The sequence below is a fragment of the Microbacterium sp. Clip185 genome (genome assembly GCF_028743715.1).
Taxonomy (GTDB): Bacteria; Actinomycetota; Actinomycetes; order Actinomycetales; family Microbacteriaceae; genus Microbacterium.
On the sequence record NZ_CP117996.1, the window covers coordinates 1,336,007 to 1,360,308 of the forward strand.

Genomic DNA, 24,302 nt, shown 5'->3' on the forward strand with positions numbered 1-24,302 from the left:
CCTCTCTTCGTCGTGACGTGACTACTTCTTGTCGTCGTCCGTCTCGGGCTTCTCAGCGCCCTCGAGGAACTTCGGCGCGGGGATCTCGACCTCTGCCTTGTCGTGCAGGGCGACGGTCGGGCGTCCTTCGGCGGCGGCGCGCTGTGCGGCACCTTCGAGCTCGGCCGTCTCCTCGGCGTCGATGTGGTCGATCTCGTGGTGCTGGTGCGCGAGCGCGGCATCCACCTCAGCCTGCGTGACGGGGGTGAGGCGATCCTCGAAGAACCACCGGGAGAGCGATGCGCGCATGTTCTGGTGCCAGGGGATGCGACCCTGAGCGTTGGGACGCACGACCAGCGGTTCGTTGACCTCGAAGTCGACCAGCTTCCAGCGCTCGTACTCGTCGACGGGCTGGTGCACCTCGATGTACTCGCCGCCGGGCAGGCGCACGATGCGACCCGACTCGTAGCCGTGCAACGCGATCTCACGATCCTTCTTCTGCAGCGCGATGCACAGGCGCTTCGTGACGAAGTAGGCGATGACCGGGCCGACGATGAGCAGAGCCTGCAGCGTGTGGATCACGCCCTCCATCGTCAGGTGGAAGTGGGTCGCGATGATGTCCGACGAAGCGGCTGCCCACAGCACGGCGTAGAACGTGACTCCCGCGGCACCGATGGCGGTACGGGTCGGCGCGTTGCGCGGACGCTGCGCGATGTGGTGCTCGCGCTGGTCGCCTGTGATCCATGCCTCGATGAACGGGTAGATCAGAACGAGGACGATGAACAGGCCCAGGATGCCCAGCGGCAGGAGGATGTTCCACGACCACGTGCGGTCGAGGAAGACGAACTCCAGGTGCGGGGGCACAAGGCGCAGTGCGCCGTCGGCGAAGCCGATGTACCAGTCGGGCTGCGTACCGGCCGACACGGGGGAGGGGTCGTACGGACCGTAGTTCCAGATCGGGTTGATCGTGAACAGAGAGGCGATCAGGACGATCACACCGAAGGTGAGGAAGAAGAAGCCACCCATCTTCGACGCGTACACGGGGACCATCGGGTAGCCCACCACGTTGCTGTTCGTCCGGGCGGGGCCGGCGAACTGGGTGTGCTTGTTGATGATCATCAGTACGAGGTGCAGCGCCAGCAGGGCGATCAAGATCGCCGGGAGCAGCAGGATGTGCAGCGTGTAGAGACGGCCGACGATGTCGGTGCCGGGGAACTCGCCGCCGAAGAGCAGGAACGAGATCCACGTGCCGACGACGGGGATGCCCTTGACCATGCCGTCGATGATGCGCAGACCGTTACCGGAGAGCAGGTCGTCGGGGAGCGAGTAGCCGGTGAAGCCCTCTGCCATCGCGAGGATGAAGAGGATGAAACCGATGACCCAGTTGAGCTCGCGGGGCTTGCGGAACGCGCCGGTGAAGAACACGCGCAGCATGTGCACGCCGATACCGGCGACGAACACGAGCGCCGCCCAGTGGTGGATCTGACGCACCAGCAGGCCGCCGCGCACATCGAACGAGATGTGCAGCGCGGACTCGAGCGCCGCGGACATCGCGATGCCGCGCATCGGCTCGTAGGCGCCGTCGTAGTGCGTCTCGACCATGGAGGCCTGGAAGAAGAACGTCAGGAACGTGCCGGACAGCAGCACGACGACGAAGCTCCACAGCGCGATCTCGCCGAGCATGAACGACCAGTGGTCGGGGAAGATCTTGCGACCGAGCTCCTTGACGAGGCCGGAGAGGCTCGTGCGCTCGTCCAGGTAGTTCGCGGCGGCACCGACGAAGCGGCCGCCGAGGGGCTTGCTGCGCTCAGAGGAGCTCGCAGGCATCGCGGGTTCCGTCGTGACGTTCTCCGTGGGGTGGGTTGCGGTGCTCAATGGCGCTCCCAGAAGCTCGGACCGACGGGCTCGGTGAAGTCACTGCGGGCGATGAGGTAGCCCTCGTCGTCGACCGCGATGGGCAACTGTGGCAGCGGACGCGCGGCCGGGCCGAGGATGACCTTGGCGCCGTCGGAGACGTCGAACTGCGACTGGTGGCAGGGGCAGAGGAGGTGGTGCGTCTGCTGCTCGTAGAGCGCCACCGGGCATCCGACGTGGGTGCAGACCTTGGAGTAGGCGACGATGCCGTCGTACGACCAGTCCTTGCGGTCCTCGGCCTCGATCAGCACGTCCTGCGGCATGCGCATGAGCAGCACGATCGCCTTGGCCTTCTCCTCGAGGTAGCCGTCGTGGTGGCTGAGGGAGGCGAGCTCTTCGGGGATCACGTGGAACGCGGAGCCGAGCGTGACATCCGACGCCTTGATCGGACGACCGCTGGGGTCGTGCGCGAGGCGCATGCCCTTCTTCCACATCGTGTTGCTGAGCAGGTGCACCGGGTCGCCCGCGTAGGGGTTCTCCGGGCTCGACTCGGGTGCGAGCCCGCGGAAGAGGACGACGCCGGGCACGACCGAGGCGACGAGAGCGGCGAACAGCGAGTTGCGGATCATCGCGCGGCGCCCGAATCCGGACTCCTCGTTGGCGACCGTCAACGCCTCCACGACCGCCTCGCGGGTGGTGTCGCGCCCACGAGTCGCGTGACGCGGCTCGATGAACTCCTTGTCGGACATGATCGCCTTCGACCAGTGGATCGCGCCCACGCCGATGGCCAGCAGCGCGAAGGCGATGCCGAGTCCGATGAAGAGGTTGTTGTCGCGGATGGCCGCGATGGAGCCGCTCTCGATGGGGAAGACCATGTAGGCGACGACAGCCCACACGGATGCCGCCACCGACAGGTAGAACAGCGTGTACACGGTGCGGACGGCGCGCTTCATCGCGGCGGGGTCCTTATCGGTCACGCGCTCGCGGTGGGGCGGCAGACCGGGGTTCTTCACCGGGTCGGACACCGTCACGGCGAGCCCGCTGGAGGGCTTCCAGGAAGCCCTCTCGTGCTCGAGCGCGTCGTCCTCGTGTGCCATGGTGCTCCTCGTACGTTCCGTCAGTTCGTCAAAAAGATCAGTTGGACTTCGCGGTGATCCACACCGTGATGGCGATCAGCGTGCCGATGCCGAAGATCCAGATGAACAGGCCCTCCGAGACGGGGCCGAGAGAGCCGAGCGAGAAGCCACCGGGGGATTCGGTCTTCTGCATGTACAGCAGTGCCGAGATGATGTCGCGCTTGTCCTCGGGGGTGAGGTTCATGTCGTTGAACACCGGCATGTTCTGCGGGCCGGTCACCATCGCCGCGTACATGTTCAGCGCGCTGGTCGTGTGCAGGTCGGGGGCGTACTTGCCCTCCGTGAGCGCACCACCGGCGCCGGCCACGTTGTGGCACATGGCGCAGTTGATGCGGAAGAGCTCTGCTCCTGCGGAGACGTCGCCTTCGCCGTCGAGAACCTCCGAGGACGGGTAGGTCGGGCCGGGCGCGATCGACTGGACGAACTTGGCGATCGCCTCGGTCTGCTCGTCGGTGAACTGCACCGGCTTCTGCGGGGCCTGCGGCGCCTGCGCCTGCAGGGGCATGCGACCGGTCGAGACCTGGAAGTGCACGGACAGCTCGCCGACGCCGTAGAGCGACGGGCCGTTCTGCGTGCCCTGAAGGTCCATGCCGTGGCAGGTGGCGCAGTTCGCCTGGAACAGCTTCTTGCCGTCTTCGACGGTGAGCTGGGACGCGGCGGTCTGCGTCTCGGTGGTCGCCGCCATCGCGGCGGATGCTCCGGCGTAGATGCCGCCGGTCATCAGCAGGCCGATGCCGATCAGGGCTGCTGCGGCCAGGGGGCTTCGACGACCGGAGGTGCGCCGCTTCTTCTCACGTGCCATGGTGCTGGGCTCCGGCTTCTTATTTCAGGAAGTAGATGACGAGGAACAGGGCGATCCAGACCACGTCGACGAAGTGCCAGTAGTAGGACACGACGATCGAGGTGGTCATCTCCTTGCGCCCGAAGTTCTTGACCGCGTAGGCGCGGCCGATGACGAGCAGGAACGCGACGAGGCCGCCGGTGACGTGCAGAGCGTGGAAGCCTGTCGTCAGGTAGAAGGCGGATGCGTAGGCGTTGGCCGTGATCGGCATGCCCTCGGTGACGAGCTGCGCGTACTCCCACACCTGACCGGAGACGAAGACGGCTCCCATGAAGAAGGTGAGGAAGAACCACTCGACCATGCCCCAGCGGCGCAGGTTCCAGAACGAGCCGGTGCGGTAGGGCTGGAAGCGCTCGGCGGCGAAGACGCCGAACTGGCAAGCGAAGCTGGACAGGACCAGGACCAGGGTGTTGACGGCTGCGAACGGAACGTTCAGCAGCTCGGTCTCCTGGGCCCACAGGTCGGGCGAGGTGCTGCGGAGGGTGAAGTAGATCGCGAACAGGCCCGCGAAGAACATCACCTCGCTGCCGAGCCAGACGATTGTCCCCACGGCGACCGGATCTGGCCGTTTGACCGAACGGAGGGCCTGGTTATATGTCGCTGGCGTCGTCACGCTCACCATTATGACCGATATTCACGGCCGACTCTTGCACCTCGCGCCCCCGAACGGACCTTGTCGCAGCTTAGGGCGACCTAAGAGAATCGGGCGAGCGGGCCGTGAAGACGCTCGGTATCCGGTGATCGCGCGCCGGAGGCCATTGCCGTCGCGGGACGGGCGCGCTCGGTAGGATCGGGAACCATGTTCCCCGCGCGCACCTGGTCCGACATCCTGACGGAATTGCTCGGGGGTGCCGACCTCAGCGTGTCGGACGCGACATGGGCGATGCAGCAGATCATGGCGGGCGAGGCGACGCCGTCCCAGCTGGCCGGATTCCTCATCGCGCTGCGGGCCAAGGGCGAGACGGTGGACGAGATCGTGGGCTTCCGTGACGCGATCCTCGCGGCGGCCTTGCCGCTGCCCGTGCCCGCCGATGTGCTCGACATCGTGGGGACCGGCGGCGACCGCTTCGGGACGGTGAACATCTCCTCGACGGCGGCCATCGTCGCCGCATCCACGGGTGTGCCGGTCGTCAAGCACGGCAACAAGGCGGCCAGCTCCTCCTCGGGTTCCTCCGATGTGCTGCGTGAGCTCGGCATCGATCTGACCCTCAGCCCGGATGCGGTCGCGGCGACGCTCGAGCGCGCCGGCATCACCTTCGCCTTCGCGGCGGCGTTCCATCCGGGATTCCGACATGCCGGCCCCACGCGCGCCGAGCTCGGCGTCCCCACGGTCTTCAACTTCCTGGGGCCGCTGTGCAACCCCGCGCGCGCCGAGGCGAACGCCGTGGGCGTCGCGCATCTGGACCGCGTGCCGCTGATCACGGGGGTGTTCCGCACCCGCGGTGCGACCGCGCTCGTGTTCCGCGGTGACGACGGGCTGGACGAGCTGACCACGACCGGACACAGCCGGATCTGGGAGATCTCCCGCGGAGACGTGCACGAGCACGACCTGGATCCGCGGGACCTCGGCATCCCTCTCGCCGACATCTCCGAGCTCATCGGCGGCTCGCCCGCCCACAACGCCGAGGTCGTGCGGCGGGTGCTCGCCGGCGAGGCCGGTCCGGTGCGAGACATCGTGCTGCTCAACACGGCGGCCGGTCTCGTCTCGTACCGGCTGTCGCAGGATGCGGCCCAGGTGCAGCGCCCGATCCTCGAGCGCCTCGCCGAGGCGAAGGAAGAGGCTGCGGCAGCGATCGACAGCGGTGCGGCCGAGCGCACGCTCGCCACCTGGGCGGCGACGACGCAGGAGCTCGCGGCGGGCTGAACGACCGGGCCGATATTCACGGCGCCCTGCCTTTCGGCCGCTCACAGCGGACCCGTAGGTTCGAAGCACCACCGTTCGAACCCACCGAGGAGCAAAGATGTCCACCCCCGCCACCGCCGACACCATCGAGGCACCCGCCAAGAAGGTCGGCTTCGTCAAGATCGCCGCAGTCCTGGGAATCCTGGGCGGCGTCGCCCTCATCGTCGTGGGCATCGCCGTCTGGGTCATGGTCTCGTCGCAGCTGCGCGCCGAGAACATCGTCGTCCCCGATGACGCGATGGCCTTCCAGGGGCAGGTCGTCGACGGCCCCTTCACCGCCTACGTGCAGGCCGACATCATCCAGCACCACGCCCTCGAGGCCTCGAACGGTGCCACCTACGCCGAACTCGACCGCGACGACCCGGTGCGCGCCACGATGATGAACGCGTCGTTCCTGCGCGCCTCACTGTTCACCTCGGTCGTTTCCTTCGGCGTCGCCGCGTTCGCGATGGGCATCGGCGTGCTGTCGATCCTGTTCGGCTCGGCCATCTACCGGCTCGCCGCGGTTCCGGTCGTCGTTCGCCGCGCGAACGTCTCCGGCGCCTGATCCGGTCGCGGGTCGGCGTGACGCCCGATCCGACCCGCGTTCATAGACTGGACGGATGAGCCCGCCCGCCCCGCCCCATGCTGGGGGTGCGGGGCGGGCATTTCCTTTCCTCGTCGTCATCGGGCTGCTCGTCGCCGCGTTGAGCCTGCGTGGCCCGATCGTCGCTCCGACGCCGGTGATCCGCCAGATCGAGGACGATCTCGGGATCGGTGCGGCATCCGCCGGGCTGCTGACCACCGCGCCGGTGCTCATGTTCGCGCTTCTCACCCCGATCGCCGCTCTGGTGATCCGTCGGGCCGGTGCCGAGCTGGCGCTGCTCGTGACGTTGACCGGCGTCCTCCTCGGAACTGCGATCCGCGCGCTTCCCGGTTATCCCGCATTGCTGACGGGAATGATCGTCATCGGTGCGGCGATCACGATCGGGAACGTCGTGATCCCCGTCGTCATCCGCCGCGACGTGCCCCCGGATCGCGTCGCGTTCGTCACGGCTTCCTACACCGCGACCCTCAACGCGGGTTCACTGGCGACGTCGCTGCTGACGGCCCCCATCGCCGAGGTCGTGGGCTGGAACCTCGCTCTGGTGGTCTGGTCCGTGCTGACGCTGGCCGGCGTCGCTGTGTGGAGCGTCCACCTCGCGCGGGAGCGCCGGCGTGGCGCGCTGTGGGGCGAACGCTTCTCCGGCGCACCCTCGGCCGCATCCGCCGGGGTGAGCTCCGTCGACGACGTCGCAGCGCTGACGGGGCCGCTCCCCGTCGTCTCCACCAGGGGCGGCGTCTTCCGGCGGCCGGTGGTGTGGCTGCTGCTGGGCGCCTTCTCGCTCCAGGTCACCATCTACTACGCACTCTCGACGTGGCTGCCCTCGATCGGTGCCGACGAGCTGGGGCTCGACCGATCCGGTGCGGGCGCGCTCGCCTCCATCTTCCAGGGGGTGGCGATCGCCGGGTCCTTCCTCGTGCCGGTCCTCGCCCGCTACACCCCGCGCATCGTCGTCCCGCTGACCATCAGCGCGTGCTGGCTGACGCTGACCGTGGGCATGCTGTGCGCTCCCGAGCTCATGTGGGTGTGGCTGTCCTTCGGAGCTCTCGCGCACGCGGGTGGGTTCGTCGCGATCTTCTCCGCCGTCGTCACCGTGGCCCGCACGGATGCGGAGGCGACCACGATCTCCGCCCTCGTGCAGGGCGGCGGCTACGGCATCGGGGCCTTCGGGGCCCCGATCGCGGGTGCCCTGCACGAGGCGACCGGCGGCTGGCAGGGGCCCCTGGTTCTCATGCTGGCCGTCGCGGTCGGTTATGCGGTCGCGATCCTTGCGGCGATGGCCTTCGTGGCGCGCGCGAACGCGGTGCCCAGACCCCACTGATCGGCGAAGGCCGCCGCATCGGGGGAGACCTCCCGGAGGGTCGCGTCGAACGTCGCCAGCTCGAGGTCTCGCACCACGCGGACCACCGTGGGGGCGACGGTCAAGTAGTCGGCGCCGGCCGCGATCTTCGCGCGCACCCCGGCGCTCATTCCTTCTCCTGCCGTCGCCGCGGCGATGATTCCGGCGAGGTCGCCGTGGGCGGTCAGCAGGGTGGCTGCCGTCTTCTCGCCGATGCCCGCCACTCCGGGAAGCCCGTCGGATGCGTCGCCGCGGAGCACGGCGAAGTCGGCGTACTGCTGCGGTGCGACGCCATACTTGGCGCGCACGACATCATCCGTGACGATCTCGAGGTTGCTCATGCCGCGGGCCGTGTAGATCACACGCACCCCGGCCGCGTCGTCGACGAGCTGGAAGAGGTCGCGGTCACCGGTGACGATGTCGACGGGCATCCCCGCATCCGTTGCCAGGGTGCCGATGACGTCGTCCGCCTCGTGCGCGGCGGCACCCACGATCGGGATCCCCAACCGGTCGAGCGACTCGCGGATCAGCGGGATCTGCGCCTCCAGCGGGTCGGGCACCTCCTCGACATCCGGGCCCGCCTCCACCTCGGCGACCACACGATGGGTCTTGTAGCTCGGGATGAGCTGCACGCGCCAGTCAGGGCGCCAATCGTCGTCCCAGCACGCGACGAGGTGGGTCGGCTCGTAGGTGCTGACGAGTTTGGCGATGATGTCGAGCAACCCACGGACGGCGTTGATCGGCTGCCCGTTCGGAGCCTTCACCGAGTCGGGCACGCCGTAGAAGGCGCGGAAGTACAGCGACGCGGTGTCGAGGAGCATGAGGCGGGACACGGGCTCATCCTGCCACGCGCGTCGGCATTCTCGAGCGCCCCTGACACGGGAGGCGGACGTGGGCACACTGGGACGATGGATCCCATCGACGCGCTCCGCGAGATCGCGACGCTGCTCGAGCGCGAGCGGGCATCGCGTTATCGGTCCCAGGCTTTTCGTGCGGCGGCAGAGGCGGTGGCTGCATTGCCGTCGGCGGTGCGGTCCGATCCGGAGACCCTGCGGCGCACGAAGGGGATCGGTAAGAGCTCGCTCGAGGTGATCCTGCAGGCGGCGTCGGGCGCCGTCCCCGACTACCTCGCGGAACTGAGAGACCGCGTTGCGCCGGAGGAGGCGAGCACGCTCTTCGCTCGACTTCGCGGCGATCTTCACGCGCATTCGAACTGGTCCGACGGGCAGGCACCCATCGCTGCGATGGCGGACGCGGCGCGCGCGATGGGTCGCGAGTATGTCGCCCTCACGGATCACTCGCCGCGGCTGCGCGTGGCCAACGGCCTCACGGCGGAACGGCTCGCACAGCAGCTCGAGGAGCTTCCGCGGTACTCCGGCGACGGGTTCACGCTCCTCAGCGGCATCGAGGTCGACATCCTCGAGGACGGGTCACTCGATCAGACACCGGAGATGCTCGCGAGGCTCGACGTCGTGGTGGCAAGCGCCCACTCGAAGCTCCGGATGGCGGGTGGCGAGATGACCGGGAGGATGCTGCATGCCGTGCGCAACGAGCACACAGACGTCCTCGGCCACTGCACCGGGCGCCTCGTGGAGGGCTCGCGCGGGACGCGCCCGCCATCCGATTTCGACGCGGAGCGTGTCTTCGCGGCCTGCGCCGAGCGCGGCGTCGCGGTCGAGATCAACTCCCGACCCGAACGGCAGGACCCACCGGACGAGCTGATCGCCATCGCGCTGGATGCGGGTTGCCTGTTCGCGATCGACAGCGACGCCCACGCGCCGGGACAGCTCTCGCTCCTCGACCATGGCGCTGCGCGGGCCGAGCGCGCGGGTGTGCCAGCGGAGCGGGTCGTCACGACGTGGCCGCTGGACCGGCTCCGGTCCTGGCTGGCACGCGATCGTTGAGCGCGACGCCGTGTAACAGCCCCGACATGTGCCCCGGACAGGATGTCCTCATGCCTCTCGCTTCCTCGATCTCCGCATCCCTGCCCTCCTGGCTCCTGGACGAGCTCGATTCGCTCCCCGAGGTGCTTCCAACCGCGGAGGAGCGGATGGATCTGGTCAACGCCCTCGCCGACCGCAACTGGCGCGAGGGAAGCGGCGGGCCGTTCGCGGCGATCGTGGTCGATTCGGTCACCGGGCGCCTCGTCTCGGCGGGCGTGAACGTCGTGCTCGCCTCGGGTCTCACCTCCCTGCACGCGGAGGTGACGACGCTGAGCCTCGCGCAGACCGCGCTCGGGCGCTGGGACCTGGGCGCGGACGGTGCCGAGCTCGAACTCGTCGTCAACTGGCGTCCGTGCGTCATGTGCTACGGGGCCACGATGTGGAGCGGCGTGCGTTCGCTCGTCGTCGCCGGCGAGGGCCCGCTCCTCGAGGAGCTCACGGGCTTCGACGAAGGACCCGTCGTGGACGACTGGGCCGCCCAGTTCGAGCGCCGCGGCATCAGCGTGACGATCGGCATCCGTCACGACGAGGCCGTCGAGGTATACCGGGCGTACGGGGCGAGCGACTCGATCGTGTACAACGCCCGCGGCGCGGTCGAGTGACCGTTGCGCGATCGTGACCGGCGGCGGGCGGGCGCGCCGCGATACTGACCACATGAAGCTCAGCAGACTCGCGCTCGGTGCCGCCGTCGTCACCGTGTCCCTTCTCATGGCGGGTTGCTCGCCCGCCTCCTCGTCGTCGCCGACCGGGGATGCGACACCGATCGGCGGCGACATCGTCGCGCCTGTCACGATGTCGGCGACCGACCTCCAGGGCGCCAGCGTCGACCTGATCGTGGGTCAGACGCTGAACATCGACACGGGCGACCTCGCGGTGGACAGCTACACCGGCACCGTCGCCGACGGGGTCGTCGCCGAGTTCGTCGCGGGCAAGGATGACGGGAGCGCCACCTTCAACCCCGGTGTGCGCGCGTTGTCGGTGGGGACCACGAGCATCACGATGACGAACAAGGATGGCGGTATCCAGCCTCTCGAGTTCACGGTGGTCGTCACGGCACGCTGAGCCTCTGAGCGATCCGGCGGCCGGAGTCCAGCCCCTCGGCTTCGCAGGGCTCGTCAGGGCACGATGGGCTTGTGAACGAAGAGATCGACCCCGCCGTGTTCACGGACCTGCTGACATCGTTGCGCCGGGACGCGTCGGAGCACCTGAGGGCGCGTGGCGAGGCCATCCGCGACGTGCAGGACGCCCGCAACGATCCAGCCGGAGCCGATGACGAGCACGACCCGGAGGGCGCGACGCTCAGCGATGAGTGGTCTCGTCTGGAGGGGTTGCGGCGCGCGGCGAGTGCCGAGATCGACGAGATCGACGATGCGCTGCGCAGACTGGGCGACGGCACCTTCGGGGTATGCGAGTCGTGTGGACGCGACATCCCGGTGGGTCGACTGCTCGTGCGCCCGACCGCGACGCTGTGCGTGCCGTGCGCCGAGGGGCGCCGCTGAGCATTCCTAGGCGTCTTCGCGTTCCACGAGGCTGTGGTGGATGCGGTGCAGATCCTCCAGCAGAGAGCCGATGAGCACCCAGTGGGCGGACGGCGGACGCGGTATCTGCAGCGGCGTCGTGAGTGCCGGCGGCTCGTCGACGGGCGCCGCCTCCGAACCGCGCGTGCGCTCCAGATCGTGCGCGGCGCGACGCATCTGCTCCGCCAGCGCCCGCACCTGGGGGTCGGTGACGATCTCAGGGGCGTAGTGGTCGTAGACCGCGCGGGTCATGCCGGTGACCTGCGTGACGATCGGGGTGTAGAGATCCAGACGGTCCCGGAGCTCTGCCAGCTCGGTGCGGTGCCGCCGACTGCGCGGATTGAGTGCGAGCGACTCCGCCCCGCCGCCGATCGCGCGCTCCGCCGCATCCCGCATCGGACGCAGGAGCCGCGCCTCGACCATCAACGCCTCCAGCTCGCCCGGGGAACGCTGCGTCTCGAGCGCGTCGGCGAGGCGGTCCAAGGATGCGGCGAGCTCGGCGGACAGCCGATCGGTCGCCTCGCGAGCCGGAGCGATCGCCACCGGGGGGACGATGGCGATGTTGACGACGAAACCGATCGCTGCGCCCAGCAGGGTCTCCAGAATTCGATCGAGCGCATAGTCGGGCGTGGCCGGCCCCAGCGAGAGCACGAGGATGGCGCTGATCGCGATCTGCGTGGAGGCGGTGGGCGACAGGCGCAGCGACCAGGCGACCAGGAGTCCCGCGCACGCGGCGAGCAGCACGACCCACGTGCCGTTGCCGAAGACGAGGCCGAGTGCGGACGCGAGCAGCACGCCGGCGATGACGCCGACGGAGCGCTCGATGGCGCGCGTGAACGACTGATTCAGACTCGGCTGGACCACAAGTACGGCCGCGATCGCCGCGAACACCGGGGGCGGGCCCGGAATGAGCCATTGCGAGAGGAGCCACGCGCCCACGGTCGCGACGGCGGACTTGACGACGAGCAGGAGCGGTGCGCGCTGCGTCGCGCGCACCGTCACCGGGAGCGAGATGCGAGCCATCAGGGCTGGAGCGCACGCAGGGATCGGGCGGCGTCCGCCGGCGGGCACCCGAGGTCATGCGCCGTGAAGGTGAGGTCGTATCCGCCGCTGCGCTCCCGCTGGGCGCGCAGACTCTCGCGTGTATGGCTGTTGTGTGCACCGGCGAGGAGAGCCTCGGTGCGCCGCATCCGGATACCGAGCTCGCCCTTGGCTGTGGTGGCGATCCGATCGACGTCGGCCCACGGCGCGGCCCCCATGCGCGCGACGCGGATCCCGTCAGCGTCCGCTCGCAGCACGGTCGCGTTGCGGAACTGGCCGATCAGCGAGAATCCGCCGCCCAGGCCGAAGATGCCCACCACGGCGACGCCGAGCAGCAGGCTGGGCGTGTTGTCGATGTTGAGGGCGATGATGACCGCGCCCATGGCGGTGATCACGGTGCACAGAGCCGCGAGCACGAGCAGGCGTCCGCGCGGCGTGACGAAGCGGAGGGTGTCGGTGTCGGAGGCCACCCGTTCAGGGTACGTGGCGGCGCGCCGCTTCACCGTGTGAGCAGCTCGTCCGTGCTCGTGCCGCCGATCGTCACCGTCACCCGCGTACCCCACGGGTCGTGCGCCGTGATCGCGTGACCGTCGTCGTCGAACGAGAAGCTCGAGCGACGCAACCTTTCGGTCAGCGCGTCGAGCGCCGAACGATCGGCGACAGCCAGCGCCAGCTCGCCCAGTCCGAGGGTCGCTGCCCGGGGTCCCGCGCCCGCGCTGTTCCAGGTGTTCATCGCGACATGATGGTGATATCCGCCGGCCGATGCGAACAGTGCCGTGGGTATCGCGGTGAACGAGGGCGCGAACCCGAGCGCGTCGACGTAGAACCGGCGCGCGGGAGCGATGTCGCCCACCTGGAGATGGACGTGTCCGACCCGGCCTGGTTCGGCCGACACACGATCGAGACCGTCTTGCGTGAGGTGCGTGCGCAGGTACTCGTTCGGGTCCAGGAACAACGTGTCCATCTGCACCTCCCCGTCGACGTGACGCCAGAGGTCGCGCGACCGGTCGGTGTACAGCTCGATGCCGTTGCCCTCGGGATCCGTGAAGTAGAACGCCTCGCTGACGAGGTGGTCACTCGATCCGGTGAACCGCGCGCGGCCGTCCTGGGCGGTCCGGTAGACGATGGCGGCCAGGGTCGCGGCGTCGTCGAACAGGAACGCGGTATGGAAGAGTCCCGCGGAGCCGGGCGCGGCAAGGGGGAGCTCGGGTGTGTGCGCGAGGCGCACCATGGGGACTCCGCCGCGTCCGAGGACGCGATGGACCTCGTGCCCGCGAGCGCGCTCCTCGATGGGCTCCAGCGCGAGGGCGGAACCGTAGAAGCCGGTCATGTTCTCGAGGTCCCCGACACGAAGGGTCACGGCATCCATGGCCGTGTCGTCGGGCAGGAGTTCCCCGGATAGTGGGGCGGGTGCGCTGTTCATGGTGCTCATTTCTTCGGCTGCTGAAGAGCCCAACATCGGCGCGGCGCCGAATATTGCGTCGGATCGGCGGGCGGGCGAGGATCGTCGGATGGAGAAACAGCCGTGTCCCTGCGGGAGTGGCCGCACTTTCGACGGATGCTGCGGTCCCGCCCTGGCGGGCACGCCCCCGCTGACGGCCGAGGCGCTCATGCGTTCGCGCTACACGGCGTTCGTCCGTCAGGATGCGAGCTACCTCATCGACACCTGGCATCCGGGCACACGGCCGACGGAGCTGACCCTCGACCGTGATGTGCGCTGGCTGGGTCTCTCCGTCCTCGACGCGACGGGCGGCTCACCCGACGATCGCAAGGGCACCGTGGAGTTCCGTGCGGCGTGGCGCGAGGGATCTTCATCGGGTGTGCTGCACGAACGCAGTCGGTTCGTGAAGCAGAGCGCCAGATGGTGGTATCTCGACGGTGTTCTCGATCCGCCCGGGCCCCACTCGGAGCCCGGTGCGTAGGCTGGAAGGACGCTCACGACGCGAAAGGACGCACCATGTCTCGCATCCTCATCATCGGTGGACACGGCAAGATCGCTCTCCTGCTGGCGCCCCTGCTCGCAGCGCGGGGCGACGAGGTCACCTCCGTGGTGCGCAACCCGGATCACGCCGACGACGTGCGCGCGTCGGGGGCGAGCCCGCTTGTCCTGGATGTCGCCGCCGCGGACACCAAGACGCTGTCCGAGGCCTTCGCCGGCTACGACGCCGTCGTCTGGTCGGCGGGCGCCGGCGGCGGTGACGCAGCGCGCACCTACGCAGTCGATCGCGACGCAGCAATCCGCGCCATGGATGCGGCGGAGGTGGCCGGCACCTCGCGCTTCGTGATGGTGTCGTGGATCGGCTCCTCGCCCGATCATGGGATCGACCCCTCCGACTCGTTCTTCCCCTACGCCGACGCGAAGCTGGCGGCCGACGAGCACCTGCGACGCAGTTCTCTCGAGTGGACCGTGCTCGGGCCCGGGACGCTGACCTCGGATGAGGCGACGGGGCACATCACCACCGAGCCGACGGGGCGGGGAGAGGTCTCCCGTGCCGATGTCGCCGCGGTGATCGCCGCGACCCTCGCCGATCCCGTGACCGTTCGACGCACGATCCGCTTCGGAGCGGGCGACACGCCGATCGCCGAGGCGCTGTCCGTCTGAGCGTGGAATGCAACGCGCGCCGCGGGCGTTGACGAGGGCATGACCGCATCCGATCCCGCCGTCGGCGTGCCCGTGGATGTCGTCGTCATCGGAGCCGGTCAGGCGGGACTCTCCGCCGCCTACCACCTGCACCGTCGGGGCTTCCGACCCCTCGATGCACTGGCCCGCGATTCGCGGAGCTTCGTGGTGCTCGACGCCGAATCCGCGCCGGGCGGGGCATGGCAGCACCGGTGGGAGTCGCTGCGGATGGCGACGGTGAACGGCATCCACGAGCTCCCCGGGTTCCCGGTACCGCCGGCGGATCCCGCGTCGTCCAGCCGTGACGTGCTTCCGCCCTACTTCGCCGCGTACGAGGAACGCTTCGATCTGCGGGTGCGCCGCCCCGTGCGCGTCCGGGTTGTCTCGCGTTCCGGCGAGCGGCTGCGGGTCGACACGGATGCGGGAAGCTTCTCGGCGAGGTACGTGATCAACGCCACGGGCACGTGGACGAGGCCCCACTGGCCGGCGGTGCCGGGGCGTGAGAGCTTCCGCGGCACGCAGCTGCATGTGCACGACTACGTCTCTGCCGAGCAGTTCACGGGCAAGCGTGTGGTGATCGTCGGAGCCGGGGTGTCGGGCGTGCAACTGCTCGAGGAGATCTCACGTGTGGCCGACACGTTCTGGGTCACCCGGCGCGAGCCGGAGTGGCGTGACGACGAGTTCGACATCCCCGCGCGCGTTGCGGCGATCGCCGGTGTCGAGCAACGGGTGCGTCAGGGCCTTCCCGCCGGCAGCGTCATCTCGGTCACCGGGATGCACTGGACCCCGTGGGCGCGCGAGGCCGAGCGCCGGGGCGTGCTGGTGCGGCATCCGATGTTCCGTGCCATCGAACCCGACGGCGTACGGATGCCCGACGGCACCCTGGAGCCCGCCGACGTCATCCTCTGGGCGACGGGCTTCCGTCCCGCCCTCGACCACCTCGCCCCGCTTCGACTTCGCACGCCAGCCGGCGGAATCAGGGTCGAGGACTCCCGGGCGCTGGACGAGCCGCGACTGTTCCTCATCGGCTACGGTCCTTCGCAGTCCACGGTCGGGGCCAACCGTGCCGGTCGCTCCGCCGTGCGTCAGCTGCTGGCGGACGGAGTGCTGGAGGCGCCCGAGGTCGCGATCGCCGGATGATGCGTTGCGCTGTGTGTCGCCACGTGCCCTGCCCGAAACATGAAAGTCGTAGCGTCGAAGTATGACCACTCCCGCACCCCTGTCGAACCCGCTCGGCGAGCACGGCGCCGAGCGCGACCGTTTCGCCGGCGCCTCGCTGTCGTCGGATGAGTTCAAGGCACTGTTTCGCGGTCACCCCGGCGGCGTCGCGGTCATCACGGCAGAGGGTCCGGACGGGCCCGTCGCGCTGACGGCCACCTCGGTGTCATCGGTGAGCGCGGAGCCGCCGCTGTTGATCTTCTCCGTCTCCGCCCTGTCGTCGGCCACCCCCGCGATCCTCGCCGCCGACACCGTCGTCGTCCACCTGCTCGACAGTGACGACCTCGATGTTGCCAAGCTCGCATCGACCAGCGGAATCGACCGCTTCGCCGATCCCGAGAGCTGGAGCCGCCTGGTCACCGGGGAACCCGTCTACAACGGTGTTCGGGCATGGGTGCGGTGCGCCATCATCGAGCGGATGAACGCGGGCGGCTCGACCGTCATCGCCGCCCACGCTCTGCAGTCGGGCATCAATCGGGACGTGCAGCCGGGCGAGCACGGCGACGCGCTGGTGTACCACAACCGCTCCTGGCACCGACTCGGCGACCACTCGCGGATCGACTGACCCCTTTCACGACAAGACCCCCGCCTCCTCGGAGGGCGGGGGTCTTCTCGTGTGGTCCGATTTACTCGGCGAGGTGGGCCGAGAGGAACCAGCGGTCCTTCTCGAGACCGGCGCGGATGCCGATGACGATGTCCTGGCTCGTGAGGTCGATCTCGTCGAGGCCGTCGATCGCCGTCTGGACATCGACGATGATCGTGTCGATGTCGGCGACGATGTGGCGGATCATGTCGTCCCACTGCGTGAAGCCGGCGGGCACCGACGAGGGCGCCACCTTCGCAGCGATCGTGGACAGGCGCGCATCCACCGGCAGACCCAGGGCGACGATGCGCTCGGCGGTCTCGTCGGCCCAGCCCTGCGCGTGCTCCACGACGGAGTCCAGGAGCTCGTGGATCGCGATGAAGTTCGCACCGCGCACGTTCCAGTGCGCCTGCTTGCCGGTGACGGCGAGAGCCTGCAGGCCGAGGGTGACGGGGGTGAGGAACTGCGCGGCTCCGGCGGCGACGGTCGGGTCGGCAGCGCTGGCGGGGATGGTCTGGTTCTTCGTCATGACAAAGCCTTCCGTTGGGGCAGTCGCATCTGCTGAATCAAACGCTAGCCAGCCGGAGAAATTCCGCAAGCAAGATGAGGCTGGGCTCACACGATCGGAGATCGCGCCGCAGACGGGATTCCGGGGAACCTGCGGCTAACGTCGGAGGGTGTCAGCCTCAGAACCCGCCCGGACACCGCAGAACCTGGACGAGCCCGCGCGCTTGCGCCGACGCCAGCCGACTGGTGCGTCGCCCGAGCACGCGGAACCCTCGCGCTTCATCCCTCACGTGCAGGGCTTGCGTGCGATCGCTGTGCTGCTGGTCGTGCTGTACCACTTCTGGCCGGGGCGGATCCCCGGTGGCTATGTCGGCGTCGACGTCTTCTTCGTGATCTCGGGCTTCCTGATCACGGGCCATCTGATGCGCGAGCTGACGGCCACCGGAACCGTGCGCCTCGCGCAGTTCTGGGCGCGGCGCGCGCGCCGCCTGCTGCCGGCGTCGCTCCTCGTGCTGCTCTTCTGCGCGATCGTCGCCGCATCCCCGTACCTCATGCCCATCTCGGGGCTGCAACGGGAGGTCAGCGAGATCATCGCGTCGACCTTCTATGTCGAGAACTGGTATCTCGCGCTGACGTCCGCCGACTATCTCGGCAACTCCGGCGAGCCGGCGATGGTGCAGCACTACTGGTCGCTGTCGCTCGAAGAGCAGTTCTATGTGCTCTGGCCGCTCATCATGCTCCTTGCGGCATGGATCGCGGTCCGCTTCTTCGCGGGACGTCGCCGTCGCGCAATCCTGATCGCGCTGGGCGCCGTGAGCGCCGCATCCTTCGTGTTCTGCGTCGTCTTGACCCTCAACGACCCGGCGCCGGCGTACTTCGTCACCTTCGGTCGGATGTGGGAGTTCGGACTCGGCGCCATGGTCGCGCTCGTGCCCGCGCTGCGCGTGCGCAATGCGGCGGCGAGCTTCGTGCTCGGCTGGGCAGGTATCGCAGCCCTCGTCTACACGGCCTTCCGCTTCGACTCCTCGACGCCCTTCCCGGGTTATGCGGCGTTGCTGCCGGCGCTCGGAGCGGCCGCGGTGATCGCGGCCTCGAACTCCGCCCGATGGTGGTACCCGACCCGCGTCCTGTCGATCGCGCCGATGCGCTTCACCGGCGACATCTCCTACTCGCTGTATCTCTGGCACTGGCCGCTGATCATCATCGCGCCGTCCGTGCCCTTCTGGGGGCTGAGCATCTACCACCGCGTCGCACTGCTGGCGATCTGTTTCGTGCTCGCGTGGCTCACCAAGAAGTTCGTCGAGGATCCGGCCCGGTCCTGGCGGGTGCTCACCTCCCGGCGTCCGCGAGTGACGCTGTGGGCATCACTCGCGGCGATGGTTCTGGTCGCCGGCACCGCCGGCGGTGCCTGGGCGTTGAACGCGCCCGCCTACCGCGACGGCGTGGCGCAGCTGGAGCAGTTGCGCACCGATCCGCCTGCCTGCTTCGGTGCCCAGTCCGTGCTCGACCCGGACTGCCAGGGCACGCCCGCATCCGGCACGATCCTCCCGGCGCCGGGATTCGCCGGCGTCGATAAGCCCGCCGACGAGCAGTGCTTCGTGCAGCTAAACGATGCGCGGCCCGTGAGCTGCACCTTCGGCTCCGACGCGCCGGACGCACCCACGGTCGCTCTCATCGGTGACAGCCACGCGTTCCAGCTGCTGTCGACGTTCGAGCGGATGGCTCAGGCGAACGGCTGGCGTCTGGTGACCTTCTTCAAGGGCGCTTGCCCGTGGAACGACACCCCTCTGTCGACGCCGGGCGCCTTCGGCGCGGCGTGCTCCGAGTGGCGCACCGCGGTCGATCAGGCGCTCGTGGATGCGAAGCCGGACGTCGTGTTCACGTCCGCCCTCGCGACGACGCCGTACGCGTCGGACGGGCACGACTCCTCCTACGATGCCGCCGTGGCGGGCTACCGCTCGGCGTGGTCGAAGATGACGGATGCGGGCGTGCCCGTGATCACCGTCGTCGACAACCCGGTGTGGGAGACCGACCCCAACAAGTGCCTGCGCACCCGCGACGCGGCCGCCTGCGACGGGGCGCGGTCCGACGTGCTCGTCGCGAAGGATCCGCTGCGCGAGGCTGCGGAGGGGGCGTCGGGGGTCACGCTTCTCGACTTCACCGATGTGTACTGCGACGACACGACCTGTTTCCCCGTCGTGGGCGGGGCGGACGTCTACCGTGACCAGGACCACCTCACGGTGACTTTCGTCGACACCCTCATGCCGCAGTACACCGAAGCGATCCGCGCCGCGTTGGAGCGTTCCGCCGGTTAGTGTCGGGGCATGACCGTCTCGGAAGCCGCATCCGTGATCGCCCTCGCCGACACCGCGCCGGAGGTGCCGCCATCCGCTTTCGTGGCCGCCGGGGCGCGCCTGATCGGCGGGGTGCGGCTGGGGGAGAACGCGAGCGTTTGGTACAACGCCGTGCTGCGTGCCGACGGCGACACGATCACGGTGGGTGCGCGCAGCAACGTGCAGGACTCGGTGAGCGTGCACGTGGACGGTGGGCATCCCGTGACCATCGGCGAGGATGTCTCGATCGGGCACAACGCCGTGGTGCACGGCTGCACGATCGGCGACGGAAGTCTGATCGGCATGGGCGCCGTCGTGCTCAACGGGGCGCGGATCGGCGCCGGCTGCCTCATCGCCGGGGGAGCGGTAGTGCTGGAGGGGGCGGAGATCCCCGACGGCTCCCTGGTCGCCGGCGTGCCCGGCAAGGTGCGGCGCGCGCTGACGGATGAGGAGCGCGCGGGGCTGGTGCGCAACGCCGCGGCCTACCTGGCTCACAGCGAGCGTCATGCCGCGGCGGGCTGACGACCTGTCCACAGCTGACGCGTGGGGGCGCGGCGGCGTGCGGTGACTCCCTTAGCGTGGAACCCCCTGGTACGCGCAAGGGTTACGGCGGAGTTTTCTCTGCTCGGTTAGCGTGTGCGAGGTCCCCCGCAGCATCTCGAGAATCAGGGCGTCATGGCACAAGCGACACCGGCCGGTTGGTACCCCGATCCCGCAGGCGGTGGCGGGCGGCGCTATTGGGATGGCACCGCGTGGACGTCGAACGTCAGCACCGACATGCCGATGCAGGCCGCGGGCGCCGATCCCACGCAGGTCGCTGCCGTATCCGCTCCCGCATCTGCTCCAGCGCACGCCGCTCCCGCATCCGCGTCGGAGTCCGGCACGCGTTCGCCGCGGAAACGCCGCAGGGGTGTCGTCATCGGGCTCAGTGTGACCGGCGGTGTTGCACTCATCGCGGTCGTCACGCTCGTCGTCGGGATGTTCACCTTCCTCCGTCCGATCGAGGGCGTGCCCGCCGCGCTGCACACCGATGTGTCCGAGCAGTACGACTACACCGACCCCATGCTCGATCTCGACCGTGATCACGAGTTCGTCTTCGACGTCGACTACCTGCTGGAGGACGTCAACGCGGCGAACAGCCCGAAGACCGAACAATCGGGGTACGACGAGGGGCGGGCCGCTCCGGACTGGGCCTTCCAGGTCTATTACGACGCCGCGTTGACGCACGAGGCCGGCGCCACGGTGGTGCAGCCGGCCAGCTCGAAGTCGTACCCGTCGGACGATCGCCGCATCCGCGTCGTGCCCAATGATTCGACCTACGCGCGCTCAGGGGATGGCCAGCGGGACATCTCCGACTCGGCGATCTCGGAGTGGTCTCTGCACGACGAGTACTACCTCGTTCAGCGCGCCGACAGGGAGGGCAACCCGCTCGCGAAGCCGATCGTGACGATGTTCACGGTCAAGCGCGAATTGGCGACCCCCGTCGCAAGCCTCGGCACACCGACGGGCGACGGCAGTCTCGCCCTCAATTGGCAGGCCGTTGACGGCGCGACCGAGTACCTGGTCGTCGCCTCCAAGGCTCAGGTGACCGGACCACGTAGCTACACGCTGCTCGGGTCGACATCCGACACGACGTGGACCAGCGAGTCGGTTGTGACGGAGAGCGGCCTCCAGAACGAGCCATGGCCAGAGCGTCAGAATGACGCACTGAAGGCGTACGAGGGATCGAGCGCTGACGAAGACGGCGCCGGATACCTGCCCGGACCGAACTACGGCACGTCTGGCTGGGACTTCGGCGTCATCGCCACGGACGGCAAGCGCTTCTCGCCGTACCAGAGCTTCGACACGATCGGTCAGGGCGTCGGCGCGCTGCCCTACCAGATCGCGACCGCCACGCTGCGGGGCGAGATCGGTACGTCGGTCCCGAGCGTCGCAGCTCTTCCGAAGACCATCCCGTTCACGTCGCTGGACGGCGCCACGCGCGCCGCTATCACGTACGTGGACGCGTCTAAGGCCCGCCCCTACCGCGAGTGGTACATGGTGCCGATGTTCGCGCGGGGGACGCAGCTGGGCACGTGGACGTATGTGCCGCAGGCGGCGGTGACGGACCTGCAGGCGGAGGCGGATGCCTTCAACGCTGCGGCGCTGGCGGCTGCGCCCCCGACGGGAGCGGCGGGCTTCCAGCTGGTCTCGGCGCCGGTCGATCCCAACATCGAGACGGTGAACACGTACCCCGACGTGGCATATCCGGTGTTCGGCAGCACGGAACTGACGCGGTTCATCGCGGCGCACCTGATCGCGGGGTCGAAGGCGGTCGACATCTCCGCGTTGACCTCCGCGCCCGGGGCCCCGCAGGGTGACGACGCGCTGGATGAGGCTCTCGCTCAGAACCCCTACGCGCTCGGCGTGAAGGGGGCGGCCGTCTACGACAACAAGACGTTGTACGTCACCTACGACGAGGACCACTCCGCAATCGAGGCGCAGCAGGCCGAGATCAAGACGGCGGTGGACGCGGCCGTCGCCGCGGTCACGACGCCGGAGATGTCCGCGCGGGACAAAGCAGTAGCGCTCAACGACTGGCTGACGGCTCACGCCGAGTACGACTATGCGGCGCTCGAGGCGAAGAACGCGACGGGGGTCGAGGTCATCCCCGACGGGTATGAGGATGCGTGGACGGCGGCGGGTGTGCTGCTCAAGCAGACGGGTGTGTGCGCGAGCTACGCTGACGCGTATCACCTGCTCATGCAGGCGGCGGATGTGGACTCCGTCGTCGTCACCGGCACCGTGTACTCCGCCGGTCGGCACGCCTGGAACAAGGTGAACATCGATGGGGCGTGGCTGGCCGTCGACTCCACGTGGAACGACTCGCCGGACGCCAACCGTTTCCTCCTCATCCCCGACTCGGGCTTCCAAGGCAACGCGGCACGCTCCGAGGAGGCGAGCTGGATGGTGGATTCGTTCATCAGCTCGTACGCGACCACGCCGCAGTGACCCAGGACGGATCGGAGCGGAGTTCCGGGGTCGGCTCGAGCGAGCTTCCCGTGAGGGATCTGCCCGGCTTTGTTCCCGTCGATTGGCGCGAGCATCGCTACGTACAGGTGGACGGCGAAGAGCCTGCGTCACAGGAGTGGCTTGCCGCGTTCCTCGACGATGCGGCAGAGGCTCCGTCGCCCGCATCCGGTGGCTGCATCGACGAGCGGGTGCTTCTTCGAATGCCCGACGGCCAGGTGTTCGCGGGCCTTTCGTATCGCGGTGACATCGAGGGGTGGCGCGCGTGCATAGACGCTTCGGCGCGTGGTCGTCGGTCGTCGGTCCCGCGGATCGACGGAGACGATCTGCTCCTCGAAGACGCCCGACGCTATCGGCTCGACGACTGCGATCGCCTGCGGGTCTGACGGCGGCGCGCTAGAAAGGTGGCGGCTCCGCCGCGTCGCCGTCCGGGTTCTCCGTCGGGTCGTCGAGTGTCTCCATGAACTGCACGGGTGGCGGCGGGTCGTCGATGTAAGTGGCGCCCAGCGGAGAGGTCCACTCGATGACGCCGCCGGGTAACTGTCGGACGCGCCATGCCGTGAACTGCTTCATCGAGTGATGTCGCTGGCACAGACACTGCAGGTTGTCGAGGTGCGTCGGTCCTCCGCATGCCCAGTCGCGCACGTGGTCGATCTCGCATCGGATGGCGGGAACGCGGCATCCGGGGAATCGGCAGTGCCGATCGCGAGCGTGGACGGTGCGCCGTAGCGCGGGTGGCACGCTCCGCCTGTCGACGGCGAGGACCTGCCCGGACGCCGACTCGGTGAGAATGCGGTCCCAACCGGTGCACGAGCCGCCGGCGAGTGCGCGGGCGGTTCCGGCGTCGAGCGGGCCGCTCCCGACCACCTCGCTCACCTCGGCGTCGCTCCCGGTGAGCGCGTCGACGGGGACCACGACCTGCACGTGCGCGCGAATCGCGCCGAGGGTGCCAGGTCCGTCATCATTGCGTGTCGGGTCGGAGCCTGGCTGCGCCGTGAGCAGCATGTCTGCGAGGAGGTCGGCGCGGATCTGATCTGTCGTGCGCGTGTCGCTCGCGAGCAGGAGGTCGCCGGCATCCGGTTCGCCTCCGGCACGGCGAGCCGCGTTCGCCCGCTCCGTAGCCTGCCGGCGAAGAACGATCAGTGCACCGGCCTGACGGGTGAGACGGTCGTAGATCGCGTCGGCAATGACCGCCGGTTGGATGGAGACGATCTCGCTCATGCCGTGGGGGAGCGGCGTCGTGAAGACGCGCCGGCCCTCCCGGGCGGCGGCGTGGCGCTCGGTGAGGGTCGTCGGATGGTGCCGCTCGGCGAGGATCTCTACCCGCGAGCGCGCGCGACCCACGGTCTCGGTCTCGCAGACGGTGAGAGCGCCCTGCTCGAACGCCCTCCGCCGATCGCGGGGGAGGTTCGCTCCGGCGTCGACGATCACGCGTGCGTGGCTCAGTTGGATGCGGCCCGCGGCGAGGGCCGCGTGCGTCAGCGGATAGTCGTCGACGAGCTCGGCCGCCGCGCTCATCTGCCGCTGCAGGGTCCTGTCGGCGAGGCGGGTCGCCGCGCCGATCTCGGACGCGACGGCCCGCTGGGCCATGTCGTGCACGCGCACGTTCGCGCGCGAGCGGGAGGCCAGACGCCGTGCCAGGTGCTCGGCGTCTGCCAGCGCCTGCATACGGCGAGCCTGCGCCGCAGCGATGTCGGCGTCGGCCTTGCGCACCGTATCGACGGCCTCGGCCAGCGCCGCCGCATCCGCGTCGCTGAAGCCGATCATTCCGTCGTCTCCCATGTGCCCACATCTCGTCGAGGCGCGCTCTCGCGCGACCTGCTCAGCCGGGGCACTCGGCGGTTGATTCAGGTCGGAACCAGGTGTTTCCGACCTGATTTCAGTGTGACACGGACC

General features: G+C 69.0%; 25 protein-coding genes. 15 read left to right on the plus strand and 10 right to left on the minus strand.

Annotation, left to right across the window (positions count from 1 at the left end; translation table 11 throughout):
* Window positions 1-21: 21 nt before the first annotated feature.
* From qcrB to ctaE, 4 genes are read right to left on the minus strand one after another with little or no spacing between them, the layout of a single operon-like run.
* On the minus strand, window positions 22-1,806 hold the full coding sequence (qcrB, locus tag PQV94_RS06385; protein ID WP_274287939.1) for a cytochrome bc1 complex cytochrome b subunit: 1,785 nt from the start codon (window positions 1,804-1,806) through the stop codon (window positions 22-24).
* A 44-nt stretch (window positions 1,807-1,850) separates the two neighbouring features.
* Window positions 1,851-2,930, minus strand: a complete 1,080-nt coding sequence (gene qcrA, locus PQV94_RS06390; RefSeq protein ID WP_274287940.1) for a cytochrome bc1 complex Rieske iron-sulfur subunit — start codon at window positions 2,928-2,930, stop codon at window positions 1,851-1,853.
* Window positions 2,931-2,967: 37 nt separating this feature from the next.
* Window positions 2,968-3,771 (minus strand): cytochrome bc1 complex diheme cytochrome c subunit, encoded by an 804-nt coding sequence (qcrC, locus tag PQV94_RS06395; RefSeq protein WP_274287941.1) that lies wholly within the window; start codon window positions 3,769-3,771, stop codon window positions 2,968-2,970.
* 19 nt (window positions 3,772-3,790) lie between these two features.
* On the minus strand, window positions 3,791-4,432 hold the full coding sequence (ctaE, locus tag PQV94_RS06400) for an aa3-type cytochrome oxidase subunit III (RefSeq protein ID WP_274287942.1): 642 nt from the start codon (window positions 4,430-4,432) through the stop codon (window positions 3,791-3,793).
* A gap of 177 nt (window positions 4,433-4,609) precedes the next feature.
* Here ctaE and trpD point away from each other — a divergent pair, with 177 nt between their 5' ends.
* The 3 genes from trpD (at window position 4,610) to PQV94_RS06415 (ending at window position 7,617) form a co-directional block, all read left to right on the plus strand.
* A complete protein-coding gene (gene trpD / locus PQV94_RS06405) occupies window positions 4,610-5,674 on the plus strand; it encodes an anthranilate phosphoribosyltransferase (RefSeq protein ID WP_274287943.1) in 1,065 nt (354 codons plus the stop codon).
* Window positions 5,675-5,771: 97 nt separating this feature from the next.
* Window positions 5,772-6,260 (plus strand): aromatic ring-opening dioxygenase LigA, encoded by a 489-nt coding sequence (locus PQV94_RS06410; protein ID WP_274287944.1) that lies wholly within the window; start codon window positions 5,772-5,774, stop codon window positions 6,258-6,260.
* Window positions 6,261-6,315: 55 nt separating this feature from the next.
* Entirely contained in the window at window positions 6,316-7,617 is a 1,302-nt protein-coding gene (locus PQV94_RS06415; RefSeq protein ID WP_274287945.1) for an MFS transporter, read from the plus strand.
* On the opposite strand, the gene PQV94_RS06420 is transcribed toward PQV94_RS06415, so the two are convergent.
* Window positions 7,548-8,456: a 5'-3' exonuclease gene (locus PQV94_RS06420; RefSeq protein ID WP_274288231.1), complete on the minus strand. Its 909-nt coding sequence runs from the start codon at window positions 8,454-8,456 to the stop codon at window positions 7,548-7,550. The two genes, PQV94_RS06415 and PQV94_RS06420, sit on opposite strands and share 70 nt — an antisense overlap.
* A gap of 87 nt (window positions 8,457-8,543) precedes the next feature.
* Between PQV94_RS06420 and PQV94_RS06425 the strand changes: the two genes are divergently transcribed.
* From PQV94_RS06425 to PQV94_RS06440, 4 genes are all read left to right on the plus strand, one after another.
* Window positions 8,544-9,539, plus strand: coding sequence for a PHP domain-containing protein (locus PQV94_RS06425; protein ID WP_274287946.1), 996 nt, complete (start codon window positions 8,544-8,546; stop codon window positions 9,537-9,539).
* Between the two features lie 50 nt (window positions 9,540-9,589).
* A complete protein-coding gene (locus tag PQV94_RS06430) occupies window positions 9,590-10,180 on the plus strand; it encodes a nucleoside deaminase (RefSeq protein WP_274287947.1) in 591 nt (196 codons plus the stop codon).
* A gap of 52 nt (window positions 10,181-10,232) precedes the next feature.
* Window positions 10,233-10,640: a hypothetical protein gene (locus PQV94_RS06435; RefSeq protein WP_274287948.1), complete on the plus strand. Its 408-nt coding sequence runs from the start codon at window positions 10,233-10,235 to the stop codon at window positions 10,638-10,640.
* A gap of 71 nt (window positions 10,641-10,711) precedes the next feature.
* Complete coding sequence (locus PQV94_RS06440) at window positions 10,712-11,077, plus strand: TraR/DksA family transcriptional regulator (RefSeq protein WP_274287949.1); 366 nt, start codon at window positions 10,712-10,714, stop codon at window positions 11,075-11,077.
* Between the two features lie 6 nt (window positions 11,078-11,083).
* Here the strand turns inward: PQV94_RS06440 and PQV94_RS06445 are convergent, their stop codons facing one another.
* From PQV94_RS06445 to PQV94_RS06455, 3 genes are read right to left on the minus strand one after another with little or no spacing between them, the layout of a single operon-like run.
* Window positions 11,084-12,118 carry an FUSC family protein gene (locus PQV94_RS06445; RefSeq protein WP_337994371.1) on the minus strand — a complete coding sequence of 345 codons (1,035 nt, stop codon included), beginning with the start codon at window positions 12,116-12,118 and terminating at the stop codon, window positions 11,084-11,086.
* Window positions 12,118-12,606: a hypothetical protein gene (locus PQV94_RS06450; RefSeq protein WP_274287950.1), complete on the minus strand. Its 489-nt coding sequence runs from the start codon at window positions 12,604-12,606 to the stop codon at window positions 12,118-12,120. Before PQV94_RS06450 ends, PQV94_RS06445 begins: the two co-directional genes overlap by 1 nt.
* A 29-nt stretch (window positions 12,607-12,635) precedes the next feature.
* On the minus strand, window positions 12,636-13,568 hold the full coding sequence (locus PQV94_RS06455; RefSeq protein WP_443192713.1) for a VOC family protein: 933 nt from the start codon (window positions 13,566-13,568) through the stop codon (window positions 12,636-12,638).
* 79 nt (window positions 13,569-13,647) lie between these two features.
* Between PQV94_RS06455 and PQV94_RS06460 the strand changes: the two genes are divergently transcribed.
* The 4 genes from PQV94_RS06460 to PQV94_RS06475 all read left to right on the plus strand — a co-directional run bounded on the left by PQV94_RS06460 (window position 13,648) and on the right by PQV94_RS06475 (window position 16,539).
* A complete protein-coding gene (locus PQV94_RS06460) occupies window positions 13,648-14,058 on the plus strand; it encodes a YchJ family protein (RefSeq protein ID WP_274287952.1) in 411 nt (136 codons plus the stop codon).
* Window positions 14,059-14,093: 35 nt separating this feature from the next.
* Window positions 14,094-14,738: an SDR family oxidoreductase gene (locus tag PQV94_RS06465; protein ID WP_274287953.1), complete on the plus strand. Its 645-nt coding sequence runs from the start codon at window positions 14,094-14,096 to the stop codon at window positions 14,736-14,738.
* Window positions 14,739-14,777: 39 nt separating this feature from the next.
* Window positions 14,778-15,896, plus strand: coding sequence for an NAD(P)-binding domain-containing protein (locus tag PQV94_RS06470; RefSeq protein WP_274287954.1), 1,119 nt, complete (start codon window positions 14,778-14,780; stop codon window positions 15,894-15,896).
* 61 nt (window positions 15,897-15,957) lie between these two features.
* The gene (locus PQV94_RS06475; protein ID WP_274287955.1) at window positions 15,958-16,539 is read left to right on the plus strand and encodes a flavin reductase family protein; all 582 of its coding nucleotides are present in this window, start codon (window positions 15,958-15,960) and stop codon (window positions 16,537-16,539) included.
* A 61-nt stretch (window positions 16,540-16,600) separates the two neighbouring features.
* Here the strand turns inward: PQV94_RS06475 and PQV94_RS06480 are convergent, their stop codons facing one another.
* Window positions 16,601-17,086, minus strand: a complete 486-nt coding sequence (locus PQV94_RS06480) for a Dps family protein (protein WP_274287956.1) — start codon at window positions 17,084-17,086, stop codon at window positions 16,601-16,603.
* A gap of 148 nt (window positions 17,087-17,234) precedes the next feature.
* Between PQV94_RS06480 and PQV94_RS06485 the strand changes: the two genes are divergently transcribed.
* The 4 genes from PQV94_RS06485 to PQV94_RS06500 all read left to right on the plus strand — a co-directional run bounded on the left by PQV94_RS06485 (window position 17,235) and on the right by PQV94_RS06500 (window position 22,792).
* On the plus strand, window positions 17,235-19,379 hold the full coding sequence (locus PQV94_RS06485; RefSeq protein ID WP_274287957.1) for an acyltransferase family protein: 2,145 nt from the start codon (window positions 17,235-17,237) through the stop codon (window positions 19,377-19,379).
* A 9-nt stretch (window positions 19,380-19,388) separates the two neighbouring features.
* Window positions 19,389-19,919 carry a gamma carbonic anhydrase family protein gene (locus PQV94_RS06490; protein ID WP_274287958.1) on the plus strand — a complete coding sequence of 177 codons (531 nt, stop codon included), beginning with the start codon at window positions 19,389-19,391 and terminating at the stop codon, window positions 19,917-19,919.
* A 153-nt stretch (window positions 19,920-20,072) separates the two neighbouring features.
* Window positions 20,073-22,388, plus strand: a complete 2,316-nt coding sequence (locus PQV94_RS06495; RefSeq protein ID WP_274287959.1) for a DUF2510 domain-containing protein — start codon at window positions 20,073-20,075, stop codon at window positions 22,386-22,388.
* Between the two features lie 50 nt (window positions 22,389-22,438).
* Window positions 22,439-22,792, plus strand: a complete 354-nt coding sequence (locus tag PQV94_RS06500) for a hypothetical protein (protein WP_274287960.1) — start codon at window positions 22,439-22,441, stop codon at window positions 22,790-22,792.
* Between the two features lie 10 nt (window positions 22,793-22,802).
* Here PQV94_RS06500 and PQV94_RS06505 read toward each other — a convergent pair whose 3' ends face one another.
* Window positions 22,803-24,188, minus strand: coding sequence for an HNH endonuclease signature motif containing protein (locus PQV94_RS06505; RefSeq protein WP_274287961.1), 1,386 nt, complete (start codon window positions 24,186-24,188; stop codon window positions 22,803-22,805).
* Window positions 24,189-24,302: the final 114 nt, after the last annotated feature.